Here is a 12,849-nt window from a genome sequence, read left to right as displayed (position 1 = left end):
GGGACGCGGCGCGAGCGCACCTGCGGCGTCTTTTGCCGCATCTGACGGCCTTGCGCGCGTTCCATAACCTGCCAAGGGGCAGGGTTCGCGCCGCCAGACGTCAGCCCTGGCCCGCGTTCGGTCCGGCAAAGCTGTCGACGCTGGCCTGCCCACTGTCGATCACCAGCGCCCGCGTGACCAGCCCCGACGTGGACAGGCCGTGCAGGATTGGCTGGTCGAACCCGGCCGAGCGTATAAACGCGCGGATCGTGCGCAACAGGCGCCGTTTAGCGCAACAGGCGCTCTGTATCGAGCGCCGGCGTCAGCGCGCCAGCGCGCGACGCAGCGCCTCGCGCTTGTCACGCAGCGCCCGCTGCGAAACCGGGGCGTCGGCGGCAATCACGTAACCATGCGGGCAGCCCGGATAGACATGCAGTTCCACCGCCACCCCGGCCGCAATCAGACGCATCGCATAATCCACGTTTTCATCCAAAAACAGATCAAGCGCGCCCACCGCGATCAGCGCAGGCGGCAAACCTTCAAGCCGCGTCGCGCGGGCAGCGGCGGCATAAGGCGAAACATCGCCCTGCCCCGGTTCGCCGCCCAGCAGGCAGCTCCAGCCAAAGCGGTTATCGTCCGGGCCGAAAATGAACTCGCCGGTCGCCGGGTTGCGCGGCCGGATGCAGGTGCGGTCGTCCATCATCGGAGCGTCGAGCAACTGGAACGCCAGCGGATATTCACCGCGATCGCGCGCCATCAGCGCCAGCGCCGCGGCCAGCCCGCCGCCCGCGCTTTCGCCCATCACCGCGATCCGCACCGGGTCCACCCCCAGCGCCGCCGCATTGGCGTGCAGCCAGCCCAGCGCGGTGTAGCAATCCTCGATCCCGGCGGGAAAAGGGTGCTCCGGCGCAAGCCGATAGTCCACGCTGAGGATCGCCACGCCAAGCTGGCGGGCGGTTTCGGACAGTTCCGGCACGCTCATTTCCGGGGTGCCGATGATGTAGGCGCCGCCGTGGATGTGCAGCACCGCAGGCAGCGGGCCGGCATCATCGGCCGGGCGCAGCAACAGCGCGCGCACTTCGTGCCCTTCGGGCGCGGGGATGCGGACTTCCTGCGGAGCCACCGGCACGGGCGCGGCGGCAAGCGAGCGGGTGATCCCGTCCATCGCCGCGCGCACGGCAGGCAGCGTTTCGTGCGTCGCGGCGAGCGCTGGAAAGGCATCGAGCGCTGGCAACAGAGCCGGATCGACAAGGTGTCGCGTGTTCATGAAATTCCTCTCCACAGTGGCAATGCCGCGGTTTTGCGCTTTTTGCGGTCGCGCCTTTATGGCACGGCGGGCAGGGCAAAGGCCATGCGCAATGCGGCAATATTATCCGCCTGTGCGCGCCGCGCCGGCCCGCTATCGCGCGCCATGCCAAAGCCGTGCATGCAGCCGGGATAGACATGCAGTTCGGTCGGCACGCCAGCGCGGATCAGGCGGCCCGCATAGTCGAGACATTCGTCCACGAACAAGTCTAGCGCGCCGACACTGATGAACGTGCGCGGCAGCCCGGCAAGATCGCTCGCCCGTGCAGGCGCGGCATAAGGCGATGTGTCCGCGCCGCCCGGCTCCTTGCCCAGTTGGGCAATCCAGCAATAGCGGCTGCTTTCCCGCGTCCACACGAACTCGCCGGTAAACGGGTTGGGCGCTGCTTCCGTGCTGGTGCGGTCATCCAGCCGGGGCTGTTCGAGATGCTGAAAGCAGATCGCATATTCGCCACGGTCGCGCGCCAGCAGCGCCAGCCCGGCGGCCAGTGCGCCGCCCGCGCTTTCCCCGCTCACCGCGATGCGGGCGCGGTCAACCCCCAGCGCACCGGCATGTGCATGAATCCAGCCCAATGCCGCATAGCAATCCTCTATCGCGCCGGGAAACCGGGTTTCCGGGGCCAGGCGGTAATCGACCGAAAGGATCAGGCAGCCCAGCGCATCGGCCCACTGCATAAGCTGGCCGGTGTTCATTTCCGGCATGCCGACAACATTGCCGCCGCCGTGCATGTGCAGGATCGCCGGGGCATTGGCGGCGAGCGCGGCGGGGCGCAACATCATGCAGCGCACGGTGCGCGCGCCGCCGTCTGCCGGAACCTGCACATCGCTGATGGCGACTGGGATATCTGGCAGCGGCGCCGCCTTCACCATGGCGGGCAAGGCGGCGCGGATCACCGGCAGGCTTTCGTCTGAAAGCACCATCGGCGGCATGGCATCGACCAAGGCCAGCAGTTCGGGATCGACCAGGTGGCGCGTGGTCATGGCTTCAGGAAAGCTTGCGCTCGTCCAGCCCCAGCCCGCGCCCGATGATTTCGCGCATGATTTCCGACGTACCGGCAAAGATACGGCTGATGCGCGCATCGGTGTACATCCGGCTGATCCGGTATTCTTCCATGTATCCGGCGCCGCCATGCAACTGCACGCATTCGTCCATCACCCGACCCTCCAGTTCGGAGGCAAGCAGCTTTGCGCCCGATGCGTCCTCGGCCGAAAGCTCGCCCGCGTTGAGCAGCAGCACGAGCTGGTCGACATAGGTCTGCGCCGCGTCTAGTTCGGTGCGCATCGAAGCCATCTTGAACCGGGTGTTCTGGAACGCGCCGATCGGCTTGCCGAACGCCTTGCGTTCCTTGACGTAATCAAGAGTGATGTCGAACGCGGTCTGCGCAGTGGCCATGAAGCCGATCGCCGCGACCAGGCGTTCCTGAGCGAGGAAACGCGCCAGATAGCGGAAGCCCTGGCCGGGATCCCCCAGCATGTTTTCCTTGGGCACCTTCACGTCGTTGAAGAACAGTTCGGCGGTATCCTGCGCATGCAGGCCCATCTTGGCCAGCTTGCGCCCGCGTTCGAAACCTTCCATCCCGCGCTCGACCACCAGCAGGCTGAGGCCGTGGCGGCTGGTCGGATCGGTGCGCGCGGCCACCACGACCAGATCCGAAAGGATGCCGTTCGAGATATACGTCTTGGCGCCGTTCAGCAGCCAGTGATCGCCCTTGTCCTCGGCGCGGGTCTTCATGCCCGCAAGGTCCGACCCGGTCGAAGGCTCGGTCATCGCCACGGCCAGGATCTTTTCGCCCGAAACGATGCCGGGCATCCAGCGATCCTTCTGTTCCTCGGTACCCAGCTTGTCGAAATAGGGCGCGACGAGATCGTTGTGCAGGTTGATGTAGAAGCCAATGTCGCCGTGGCGCATATTCTCTTCGATGATGATCTGTTCGAAGCGGAAATCGTCGATCCCCGCCCCGCCGTACTTTTCATCGGCCCATGTGCACAGCAGGCCCTGCGCGCCCGCCTTCAGGTAGAGTTCGCGCGGGACCATGCCTTCCTCGCGCCACTTTTCGGCGTATGGCGCGACTTCCGCCTGCATGAACCTGGCAACGCTGTCGCGGAACTGTTCGTGCTCTGGTTCGAAGATGACGCGCTTCATGGCTATGCAAGCTCCTTGGCGGCAGGGGCCGCGGCCGCGGTGGCCGCCGGATAAAAGCCTTCACCCTTTTCCGCCTTGGCGCGCAACCATGCCGAAGGGGCAAAGCGCGAACCATAGAGCTTGGCCAGACGATCCGCTTCGGCCACGAACGTGGCGATGCCGACCGTGTCGATGTAGCTCAGCGTGCCGCCGGTCCAGGCCGGGAAGCCCCAGCCATAGATCGCGCCCAGATCGGCGTCTTCGGGCGTTTCCAGAACGCCTTCTTCCAGCGTCTGCGCTGTTTCGTTGGCCTGCGAATAGAGGAACCGCTTCTTCAGTTCTTCAAGATCGGGCTGTTCGGCCGCTGGCGGGAACTCCTGCGCCAGACCCGGCCACAGGCGCTTTCCGCCCGTCGCCGGGTATTCGTAGAAGCCACCGCCTGCCTTGCGGCTGCCGCGGCCCAGCGCGATCATCCGCTGCAGCACCGGCATGCCGCGTTCGATCGTGTACTTGTTGACCGTCATCGCCGCATCGCGCGCCGCTTCGTCGATGATCTTGACCGGCAGTTCCATGGTTACTTCATCGAGCAGCGCCAGTGGTCCGATCGGGAAACCGGCGGCCTTGGCCGCGTTTTCAATCCGCGCCGGTTCGACACCGTCTTCGAGCATCGCCACGCCTTCGAAGATGAACATGCGGAACACGCGGCTGGTGTAGAAACCGCGCGAATCGTTGACCACGATCGGCGTCTTGCGCAGTTGCGCGATGAAATCGAGCGCCCTGGCCAGCGTTTCCTTCGAGGTCTGCTTGCCTACGATCACTTCGACCAGACCCATGCGATCGACGGGTGAGAAGAAGTGGATGCCGATGAACTGGTCGGGGCGCTGCGAAGCCTTGGCCAGCTCCGAAATCGGCAGCGACGAGGTGTTCGACGCATAGACCGCGCTGGCGGGGATCACCGCTTCGGCCTTGCGCGTGGTTTCGGCCTTTATGCCCATATCCTCGAACACCGCCTCGACGATCATGTCGCAGCCTTCGAGCAGCGCGTAATCGTCGGTCGGGGTGATCCGCGCGAGCACGGCGTCGGCCTTGTCCTGGCTCAGCTTGCCCTTTTCGATCAGCTTGCCCTGCACCTTGGCGGTATAGGCCTTGCCCTTTTCCGCGGTCGGCACATCGCGGTCGAGCAACACGACCTCGATCCCGGCGGTCGCCGAAACAAAGGCGATCCCTGCCCCCATCATGCCCGCGCCCAGCACGCCCAGCTTCCTCACTTCGGACTTGGGCACGCCGGCGGGGCGGCGCGCGCCCTTTTCGGCGGCCAGCTTGGAAATGAATGTGGTGCGGATGATGTTGCGCGCGACAGGATCGGTCAGCAGCTTTGCAAAGTACTTGCTCTCCACGGCCAGCGCCTTGTCGAACGGCAGTTGCAGCCCTTCGAACACGCACGACAGAATCGCCTGCGGAGCGGGCGTGTTATAGCCCTTCTGCGCGATGGCCCCGGTCATCATCATGTAGGCCGCCGAATCTTCGGGTACGGTCAGGCCCTTCTTCTGCGGCGGCACCCAGCCCTTCACGTCCCACGGACGCACCGGGTCCGGCCCGGCGGCGAGCCACGCACGCGAAGCGTCGATCAGCTTTTCGGCGGGCACGACTTCATCGACGATACCCAGCTTGAGCGCTTCTGCCGGGGCAACCGTGCGGCCAGTCAGCAGCAGGTCCAGCGCCTTCTTGAACCCGATCAGAATGCCCAGGCGAACCGTGCCGCCCGAACCCGGCAGCAGCCCGACATTGACTTCCGGCAGGCCGACCAGCGCCTTGGGGTTGTCGACCAGCACGCGGTGATGGCACGCCAGCGCCAGTTCGAATCCGCCGCCCAGCGCCAGCCCGTTGATCGCCGCGACCCAAGGCTTGCCGGATTTTTCTATGCCGCGGTGCATCGCCGTGGCGCGCTGCGAAAACCCGAAGGCTTCCTTTGGCGTCAGCTTGCCGAAGCTCTGCACCAGTTGGGTCAGATCGGCGCCAGCCATGAAGGCGGGCTTGCCAGACGTCAGGATCACGCCCTTGATGCTGTCGTCCGCGGCGATCTGCGCGGTGACGGCTTCCATGTCGGCTAGGAAGGCGTCGTTCACGACGTTCATGGACTGCCCGGCGGCATCCAGGGTCAGGAGGGCAAAGCCGTCAGCGTTGGTTTCGAGTTTGAGATTCTGCATGGAACATCCGCTTCAAAAGACGTTTGGTGCGCGTCAGACGCGTTCGATGATCGCAGCGGTGCCAAGACCGTTGGCGGCGCAAAGCGTGATCAGCCCGGTTTCCTTGTCGCGCCGCTCCAGCTCATCCAGCACGGTGCCCAGGATCATCGCCCCGGTCGCCCCCAGCGGGTGACCCATCGCGATCGCGCCACCGTTCACGTTGATCTTGTCGTCAGGGATGTCCATCACGTTCTGGAAGCGCATGACGACGCTGGCGAAGGCTTCGTTCAGCTCCCACAGGTCGATATCCTTGCGTTCCATCCCGGCATTCTTCAGCGCCTTGTCCGAACAGGCGGCAGGCGCGGTCAGCATGATCGTGGGTTCGGAGCCGATATTGGCATAGGCGCGCATACGGCCTCGCGGCTTCAGCCCGGCGCGTTCGCCGAACGCCTTAGAGCCGACCAGCACGATGCCCGCGCCGTCGACGATGCCTGAACTGTTGCCGCCGTGGTGGACATAATCGAGCTGTTCGATCTGCGGATACTTTGCCTTGGCCACCGCTTCGAACCCGCCCTTGCCGAATCCTTCGAAGGCAGGCTTGAGCTTGGCGAGGCTTTCCACCGTGGTGCCCGGACGCATATGTTCGTCATGGTCGAGCAACACTTCGCCGAGCACGTCCCTGATCGGGACGATCGACTTCTTGAAATAGCCGTTTTCCCAGGCATTGGCAGCCTTGCGCTGGCTTTCCACGGCAAAACGGTCGACGTCTTCGCGGCTGAACCCGTCGAGTGTGGCGATGATATCGGCACCGATACCCTGCGGGGCATAGTGGTTGTGGTATGCGACGGCGGGGTCCGAAGTCCACGCGCCGGAATCATACCCCATCACCGTGCGGCTCATCGATTCGACGCCGCCGCCGATCCCGGCCTGGATCATCCCCGAATGGACCTGCGCCGCGATCAGGCTCACCGCATCGAGACCCGACGCGCAGAAGCGGTGGATCTGCTGACCGGCCACGGTCTGGGCATAGCCCGCCTGCAGCACCGCCGCACGCGCCAGCACGCCGCCCTGTTCACCCACCGGCTGGGCCATGCCAAGGATCACATCGTCAAGCAGCGACGTGTCGAGATTGTTGCGGTCACGGATCGCTTCGAGAAGCTGCGTGGCCATCTGGACCGAAGTGACTTCATGCAGCGCACCATCCGGGCGGCCCTTGCCGCGAGGGGTACGGACATGATCGTAGATATAGGCTTCCATGCAAATCGCCCTGCCAATGTGGGTACACGTATCGATAGAGATTAGGATGGGCCGTGTCCGGCGCACCCCCCGGTCGCACCTATCTTTGGACGGGCGGATACGGTATCCGCAAGGGCGCGCGGCCCACGGATTCAGGCGTCTTCGACGCAGTCCACAGTAAAGGCCCGAACGCTGCCCGGTTCAAGGAAGCGGGCCTGGTCTTCGGCCATGCGGCGGGCGTTTTCAGGGTCGGCCATCGCCGCCTGCGCCGCCGCGAAATCGGCCTGCGTGGCATAGACGATCTCGGTCACGACATCATAGTCGCGCTCGTCCGGGCCTGTCACGTAATTGCGCCGGTAAACCGCCGGCCTGCCCGACAGCGAGAGCATGAACGGCGCGTGCCGGTTTTCATAGTAATCGCGGAACTCCGCCGGGGTCATGCCGGCGCGGCGCTTCATCAGGAAAATCTGCTTGATCATCGAAACGCTCCCCCGCAGCCCCGTCGGACCGCTTGCCCCTGCCCGGACCAATCCGGGCAGGGCCGGGTTGAATTAGAGCGCCAGCGCGGCGCGGCGTCCATCCTTGATCGCTTCGTCGGTGGCAAAAACGCTCCAGCGCGCTTCGCGGGCATCCCCGATGATGCGCACGTCGATGCCACTGCCCAGCAGCGCGTGGTAAAGCGCTTCCTGCGGCGGTTTCGAGGTGACGAGCACCGTGCTGTCGATGGCGTCGAGCACCGTTTCCTCGCCGGTGAAGACGTTGCGCACGCGCACGTCGGCCGGAGTGATCTCGCGGATTTCGGTGGATGGCAGAAAGGTGACCTTGGGGATCACCCGCTTGGCGATCACCTTGTTAAGGCCCAGCTCGGTCACCGACATGGCCATCGCGGCGTCCATCGTCACGAACACGACCTCCTTGCCCTTACTGGCAAGGTATTCCGCAATTCCCGGACCCACTTCATAAGAGGTGTTGTCATAAACGACGATGCGCTTGCCCAGCCGGGCGTGTTCCAGCATCACTTCTTCGGGCGTGAACACATGCTCCCACTGCGCGCCCTTGACGCCGGTGAGCTGGTTCTTGCTGGCGCCGGTCTTGGAATAGCGCGCACCTGTCGCCACCAACACCGCATCGGGGGCCAGCGCCGCAACGCTCTGCGCCGTCGCTTCGGTGTTGAGACGGACCTCCACGCCCAGCTTGTCGAGTTGCAGCTTGAGCCAGCGAACAATATCGGCGCGGTCGGAAAGACCGGGCAGCATGGCCTGCAGCGTAACATGACCGCCGATCTGGTCGGACTTTTCCAGCACGGTGACCTTGTGGCCACGCTGCGCCGCGACAAGCGCGGCCTGCAGCCCCGCTGGACCGGCGCCGGCGATGACAACGTGGCGGGGCTGTGCCGCCGGTTCCACATCGCCAAGGTATTCGTACCCGATGTCTGGGTTGACCGTGCAGCCCACCGCCTGGCCAAAGCACGAACGCAGGAAGCAGCCTTCAAGGTCGCCGATGCAGGCGCGGATTTCGGTCAGCCGGTCATCGCGGCACTTGTTGGGCCATTCGGGATCGGCGATCACCGAACGGGCGACGAACACCATGTCGCACCGCCCGTCGGCAATCGCCTGGTCGGCAAAGGCCGGGGTCATGATGCGCCCGCCGCTGACCACCGGGAGCTTGACCGCCTTCTTCACCGCCGCTGCGGCGTCAAGGTGGGTGCCTTCCTGTTCGAGGTAGGACGAAGGATAATGGTACTGCGTCATCTGCGGCTTCTGCCCGCGCGCTGTGATGCGCAGCCAATCGACCATTCCGGTGGCTTCAAGGATCTTGCACTGCGCCACGCCATCGTCGATGCCCGCCGCGCCCAGCGTCGATTCATCGGCGTTGACGGCAATGCCGATGGCGAAATCGGGACTCACCCGCCGCCGGATCGCCTCGACGATCTCGACAATCGCGCGCATACGGTTTTCCAGGCTGCCGCCATACTTGTCGGTGCGCTGGTTGTAGAACTCGGACGTAAACGAGCCAAGCCCGGCGCCGCCGCTGATCGGGAACTCGAAGCCATCGGCGCCCGCTTCCTGCGCGTGCAGCGCGGCAACCGCGTGCGCCTCGATCAGCTCTTCGACCTCGGCCGTGGTCATCGACCGGGGCTGGCTGTCGGAGAGCACAGTGTGCGGGGCTATCCCCGAAGGCTGCGCGGTGGCCGGATCGGCCATCATCCAAACGCCCTGCACCGCGATCTTCGCGCCATGCTTGTGCGCGGCATCGACGATGCGGCGGATCGCGGGGATATGTTCGGGGTTATAGGCTTCGATAAACCAGCCGGGCGGGACCAGCGGCGCGGGCACCACCTGGCAACTGGCGATCACCATCATTCCGGCGCCGCCCTTGGCGCGCGCCTCGAAATAGCCGACCTGCTTGTCGGTGCCGATCCCCAGCCCGACCATGCCGTGCGGCGACATGAACACGCGATTCTTGATTTCCAGCCGACCGAGCTTGATCGGGCTGAACATGTTTGCATATTTGCTCATCATTATCCCCTCCGCCGTGGCGCGCAACCGGCCGCCACGGCGCCATCGTTGCTTGCAATCAGTTGTCGTCGGTGAAGTGCACGGCGAAGATCGTCTCGGCCGCCTGGTGGCGGATCGGGATCGCCTTCTGATAGGCATCGGACTTGTACCACTGCATCGCGGTGGCATTGTCCGGGAACTTCATCAGCACCACGCTGGTGCCCGGAGGCGCACCTTCCAGCGTGTCCATGTTTTCACCCAGGATCACCTCGAACGGCAAACCTTCCAGCGAAACGAAGCCTTGCGCCATGTACTCGCCATACTTTTCGAGATCGTGCTTGTTCATCATGCTCAGGACATAGGAAGCCATCTGCGTCTCCTGTGGATCAGTTCCCGGCCGCGGCCATGACATCGGCAAAATAGGGCGCATGATGGACGATCCCGCCGTCGGCGCTGAACACCTGCGCAGTGACGAAGCTGCCCGCATCCGATGCCAGGAACAGCACCGGCCCGGCGATGTCTTCGGGCTTGCTCTGTCGTGGCAGCATCACATGACGCTGGATGAAGTCGATCTCGCCGGCGGTCATGATCTCGCGCGCGCCCTTGCTCAGCACAAGGCCCGGCAACACCGCGTTGCAGCGGATGTTGTGACGGCCAAGCTGCGCCGCGACATTGCGTGTCAGCGTGTGCAGCGCGCCCTTGGATGTGGAATAGGCCGGGTGGAACACATCGCCCAGAATGGCCGAACCCGACCCCGTGTTGATGATCGATCCGCCGCCTCCGGCGATCATGTGCGGGGCAACATGCTTGATCATCAGCATCGGCCCGCGCGTGTTGATGGCAAAGGTGCGGTCCCACACCTCGACCGTCATGTCGGGAATCGAATGGTCCTTGGCCATGAAATCGGGGCGGGTATCGGCGGCGTTGTTGTGCAGAATGTCGATCCGCCCGAACTTGGCCATCACCGCAGCGACCAGCGCGATCACGCTGCTTTCTTCGGCAAGATCAAGCACATGCGCCATCGCGCTGCCGCCGTTTTTGATGATATCGTCGGCTACGGCCTGCGCGGCGGCCAGGTTGATATCGGCCAGCACGACATGCGCCCCGGCCCCGGCCAGCGCCCTGGCGCAGGCTTCCCCGATATTGGCGCCCGATCCGGTGACAATCGCCACGCGATCATTCAGGTTTCCAAACAACATGCTTTCCTCTCGTTCCCGTGTTTCGGTTTTCGGCAATTCAGGCAGGGCCGCTTTTGCGATCATTGGCCCGGCAACGGACCCCGCCGGCACCGGCAAAGTGCCGCCAGCCCGGCAGGATCATCGCCTGGGCGACGAGTCCGGCGCTTCGCTGCCATTGTGTTTAGGGTGCCCGGCAGCTATCGCATAAGGCAATAATTCAACGCTTGGTCAGGGCGTGCAACCTGACCGGGGAGAGGTCGAGAGATGCCGACAAGCCAGGACTGTCCCGCTTCAGCCACCACCGCCGTGCGCGGTCGCCGCGCCGCCAACGCCACGACCATTGCCGACATCCTCGACGCTGCGAAGGAAGAGTTCGCAACCCACGGTTTCGATGGCACCACGGTCGATTCCATCTGCCGCCGGGCCGGCGTGTCGAAACAACTGCTGTATTATTATTTCGGCAGCAAATCGGACCTCTATAGCGTGATCCTGAAAGAAGCGGCCGAACGAACCATCGTGTTCATCGGCAGCACCCAGTATGATACAATGCCGCCGCGCGACGCTGTGGAACTGTTCATGGTCAACATGTTTGCCGAATTCGTCGAACGCCCGCAGATCGCGCAGATGACTATCGACGAAGCGCAGCACAACTTCGTGCATGTGGGCAGCAAAAGCCCGCTGGCCACCGTACTACGCAAACTGATCGACGAAGTGCTCGGCCGGATAGTGGAGCGCGGGCGCGCCGACGGGTCGTTCCGCGCCGATGCCGATGCCGACGGGCTCTTCTGGGTCATCTTCAGCCTGGTGACGACATGGTTCGCCCATTCGCCGATGGTTCTGCTGGTATCGCGCACGCAGGAAGGCCGCAGCTTGGATGCCGCGGCATGGCAGGCCAACAGCATTGGCTTCGTGCTGGCGGCGCTGGGCAACCAAGCCTGAGCCAGCCCGCCCTGATCAGTTCCCCTATCCGTTCAGGGCCGCACGTTCAGCGATCGAGGATCGGCTGGAGGTCGAGCGCGGGGAGGAACGATGCCGGGCCGCAACCGCGCAGGATAAAGGCCTGGCGCTGCAGCCAGTTATGGAAATGCTGCACCAGCAGAGCATCGGCTTCAGCGCCCGCGGTTGCGACCCACGCCGAGAGCGCAGCCTGCGCACTGTCCCAGTCAGCATGGCGGATACCGGTCAGCCGCTCAACATCGGCCAGATCGGCTTCGCGCACCGACAGGCCATAGGCGTTGAGCCGCCCCATGTAGAACGCATGGTGCGCAGCGGCGTCGCGCGCATAGTCTTCGGCAGCGGTGCCGCCGGGGAAGGCTTCGATATGGCGCACAAGATGGCGGAACCCCTGGGCAAAACCCAGCTGCTGTTCGGTCGGCTCCGGCGGATCGACCAGCGCCACGCCGATGTGATCGGCAATCGCCCGGATCATCCAGCGGCTCGTGCCGACGCAATAGTTGAGATAGGCAAGATAGTCCTGTTCCGGCGCGCTGTCGAACATCAGCGGCCACATCAGGAAGCCGTTCACCGCGCAAAAACCGGCGGTGTGAAACTCGATCAGCTTGCGCGGAATGCGGTCCCCGCTCAGCGCCTCGTACCGCTCCACCAGCGCGGTCAGGTTACCCAGCGGCTCGGAGGAATCGCGCAGCCGCATGCCCGAAAGCTCTGCCGCCGGATCGCCGAGCGAGGATACTTCGAAGTCGATCAGGCCGGTCACCTCGCCCTGGTCATCGTAAAGGAACTGCCCGCCGTCATAGTTGACGAAGGTCGCCCGCGTGCGGTCCTGCGGGATGTTGCGGTTGAGCCAGGCCCAGGCGAACTCCATCAACGGCCAGGGTCGCCCGGCGATCCTTTCGCGGAAGATCGCTTCGGACGGGGCATATAGGTTGAGCGCGATCTCGCGCGGCGTGCGCGGCACCGGCAGGTTGGCGGCGGCGAAAGCTTCCACCGGCAGGCGGTGCACATCGGCCATGATGGCGATGAAGCGATCGCGCACCTTTGCCCGAACCGCTTTATCGGCGATCGCGCCGCTGTTGATGCGGCCGGGCAGCATGTCCATCACGATGCACAGCGGATCGGGAATCATCCCGTGCACGCGCGGCGCGGGAATGCCGTGGCGTTCGAAGACGCGGTGGATTTCCGCCTCCTGGAACATGTCCACCGGCGAGACATAGGTATCCCCGCGCGGCCCGCGGACATACAGCGGCAAGGGCGCGCCATCGCGTTCGACCACCACGTTCCAGCCCGGCCGCCAGCGCGGCTGCCGTTCAAACGCGGTGACCGGCCCGATGTTCGCGCCCAGCCAGTCGAAGACCTTGCGGTCCATGGCATCGGTGGGAAGCGGTAGT

12 protein-coding genes are annotated in these 12,849 nt (G+C 64.6%); 1 reads left to right on the top strand and 11 read right to left on the bottom strand.

The annotated features are described in order from the left end of the window. Window positions 1-100: 100 nt before the first annotated feature. The 10 genes from GGR44_RS11915 to GGR44_RS11870 all read right to left on the bottom strand — a co-directional run bounded on the left by GGR44_RS11915 (window position 101) and on the right by GGR44_RS11870 (window position 10,525). On the bottom strand, window positions 101-256 hold the full coding sequence (locus GGR44_RS11915) for a hotdog family protein (RefSeq protein ID WP_183955804.1): 156 nt from the start codon (window positions 254-256) through the stop codon (window positions 101-103). Window positions 257-301: 45 nt separating this feature from the next. Beyond that, window positions 302-1,246 carry an alpha/beta hydrolase gene (locus GGR44_RS11910; protein WP_183955803.1) on the bottom strand — a complete coding sequence of 315 codons (945 nt, stop codon included), beginning with the start codon at window positions 1,244-1,246 and terminating at the stop codon, window positions 302-304. A gap of 56 nt (window positions 1,247-1,302) precedes the next feature. Next, window positions 1,303-2,265: an alpha/beta hydrolase gene (locus GGR44_RS11905; RefSeq protein ID WP_183955802.1), complete on the bottom strand. Its 963-nt coding sequence runs from the start codon at window positions 2,263-2,265 to the stop codon at window positions 1,303-1,305. Window positions 2,266-2,269: 4 nt separating this feature from the next. After that, window positions 2,270-3,427 carry an acyl-CoA dehydrogenase family protein gene (locus tag GGR44_RS11900; RefSeq protein ID WP_183955801.1) on the bottom strand — a complete coding sequence of 386 codons (1,158 nt, stop codon included), beginning with the start codon at window positions 3,425-3,427 and terminating at the stop codon, window positions 2,270-2,272. 2 nt (window positions 3,428-3,429) lie between these two features. Then, window positions 3,430-5,613, bottom strand: a complete 2,184-nt coding sequence (locus tag GGR44_RS11895) for a 3-hydroxyacyl-CoA dehydrogenase NAD-binding domain-containing protein (protein WP_183955800.1) — start codon at window positions 5,611-5,613, stop codon at window positions 3,430-3,432. A gap of 33 nt (window positions 5,614-5,646) precedes the next feature. Next, the gene (locus tag GGR44_RS11890) at window positions 5,647-6,849 is read right to left on the bottom strand and encodes an acetyl-CoA C-acetyltransferase (protein ID WP_183955799.1); all 1,203 of its coding nucleotides are present in this window, start codon (window positions 6,847-6,849) and stop codon (window positions 5,647-5,649) included. A gap of 131 nt (window positions 6,850-6,980) precedes the next feature. Beyond that, the gene (locus tag GGR44_RS11885) at window positions 6,981-7,307 is read right to left on the bottom strand and encodes an EthD domain-containing protein (protein WP_183955798.1); all 327 of its coding nucleotides are present in this window, start codon (window positions 7,305-7,307) and stop codon (window positions 6,981-6,983) included. 72 nt (window positions 7,308-7,379) lie between these two features. Next, window positions 7,380-9,350: an oxidoreductase gene (locus GGR44_RS11880; RefSeq protein ID WP_183955797.1), complete on the bottom strand. Its 1,971-nt coding sequence runs from the start codon at window positions 9,348-9,350 to the stop codon at window positions 7,380-7,382. Between the two features lie 55 nt (window positions 9,351-9,405). After that, a complete protein-coding gene (locus tag GGR44_RS11875) occupies window positions 9,406-9,696 on the bottom strand; it encodes a DUF1330 domain-containing protein (protein ID WP_183955796.1) in 291 nt (96 codons plus the stop codon). A gap of 16 nt (window positions 9,697-9,712) precedes the next feature. Further along, the gene (locus GGR44_RS11870) at window positions 9,713-10,525 is read right to left on the bottom strand and encodes an SDR family NAD(P)-dependent oxidoreductase (RefSeq protein ID WP_183955795.1); all 813 of its coding nucleotides are present in this window, start codon (window positions 10,523-10,525) and stop codon (window positions 9,713-9,715) included. A gap of 243 nt (window positions 10,526-10,768) precedes the next feature. On the opposite strand from GGR44_RS11870, the gene GGR44_RS11865 reads away from it, so the two are divergent. Continuing rightward, window positions 10,769-11,443 (top strand): TetR/AcrR family transcriptional regulator, encoded by a 675-nt coding sequence (locus tag GGR44_RS11865; protein WP_183955794.1) that lies wholly within the window; start codon window positions 10,769-10,771, stop codon window positions 11,441-11,443. Window positions 11,444-11,489: 46 nt separating this feature from the next. Here GGR44_RS11865 and GGR44_RS11860 read toward each other — a convergent pair whose 3' ends face one another. Further along, window positions 11,490-12,827 carry a phosphotransferase gene (locus tag GGR44_RS11860; protein WP_183955793.1) on the bottom strand — a complete coding sequence of 446 codons (1,338 nt, stop codon included), beginning with the start codon at window positions 12,825-12,827 and terminating at the stop codon, window positions 11,490-11,492. Window positions 12,828-12,849: the final 22 nt, after the last annotated feature.

The organism is Sphingobium fontiphilum, assembly GCF_014196635.1.
In the GTDB taxonomy this organism is placed as follows: Bacteria; Pseudomonadota; Alphaproteobacteria; order Sphingomonadales; family Sphingomonadaceae; genus Sphingobium; species Sphingobium fontiphilum.
This window is presented reverse-complemented; position numbering and strand designations above follow the sequence as displayed.

Excerpts from the sequence above, each read along its gene's own strand:
- GGR44_RS11910 (WP_183955803.1), bottom strand. The coding sequence starts at position 1,246 with ATGAACACGCGACACCTTGTCGATCCGGCTCTGTTGCCAGCGCTCGAT.
- GGR44_RS11905 (WP_183955802.1), bottom strand. The coding sequence starts at position 2,265 with ATGACCACGCGCCACCTGGTCGATCCCGAACTGCTGGCCTTGGTCGAT.
- GGR44_RS11900 (WP_183955801.1), bottom strand. The coding sequence starts at position 3,427 with ATGAAGCGCGTCATCTTCGAACCAGAGCACGAACAGTTCCGCGACAGC.
- GGR44_RS11895 (WP_183955800.1), bottom strand. The coding sequence starts at position 5,613 with ATGCAGAATCTCAAACTCGAAACCAACGCTGACGGCTTTGCCCTCCTG.
- GGR44_RS11890 (WP_183955799.1), bottom strand. The coding sequence starts at position 6,849 with ATGGAAGCCTATATCTACGATCATGTCCGTACCCCTCGCGGCAAGGGC.
- GGR44_RS11885 (WP_183955798.1), bottom strand. The coding sequence starts at position 7,307 with ATGATCAAGCAGATTTTCCTGATGAAGCGCCGCGCCGGCATGACCCCG.
- GGR44_RS11880 (WP_183955797.1), bottom strand. The coding sequence starts at position 9,350 with ATGATGAGCAAATATGCAAACATGTTCAGCCCGATCAAGCTCGGTCGG.
- GGR44_RS11875 (WP_183955796.1), bottom strand. The coding sequence starts at position 9,696 with ATGGCTTCCTATGTCCTGAGCATGATGAACAAGCACGATCTCGAAAAG.
- GGR44_RS11870 (WP_183955795.1), bottom strand. The coding sequence starts at position 10,525 with ATGTTGTTTGGAAACCTGAATGATCGCGTGGCGATTGTCACCGGATCG.
- GGR44_RS11865 (WP_183955794.1), top strand. The coding sequence starts at position 10,769 with ATGCCGACAAGCCAGGACTGTCCCGCTTCAGCCACCACCGCCGTGCGC.
- GGR44_RS11860 (WP_183955793.1), bottom strand. The coding sequence starts at position 12,827 with ATGGACCGCAAGGTCTTCGACTGGCTGGGCGCGAACATCGGGCCGGTC.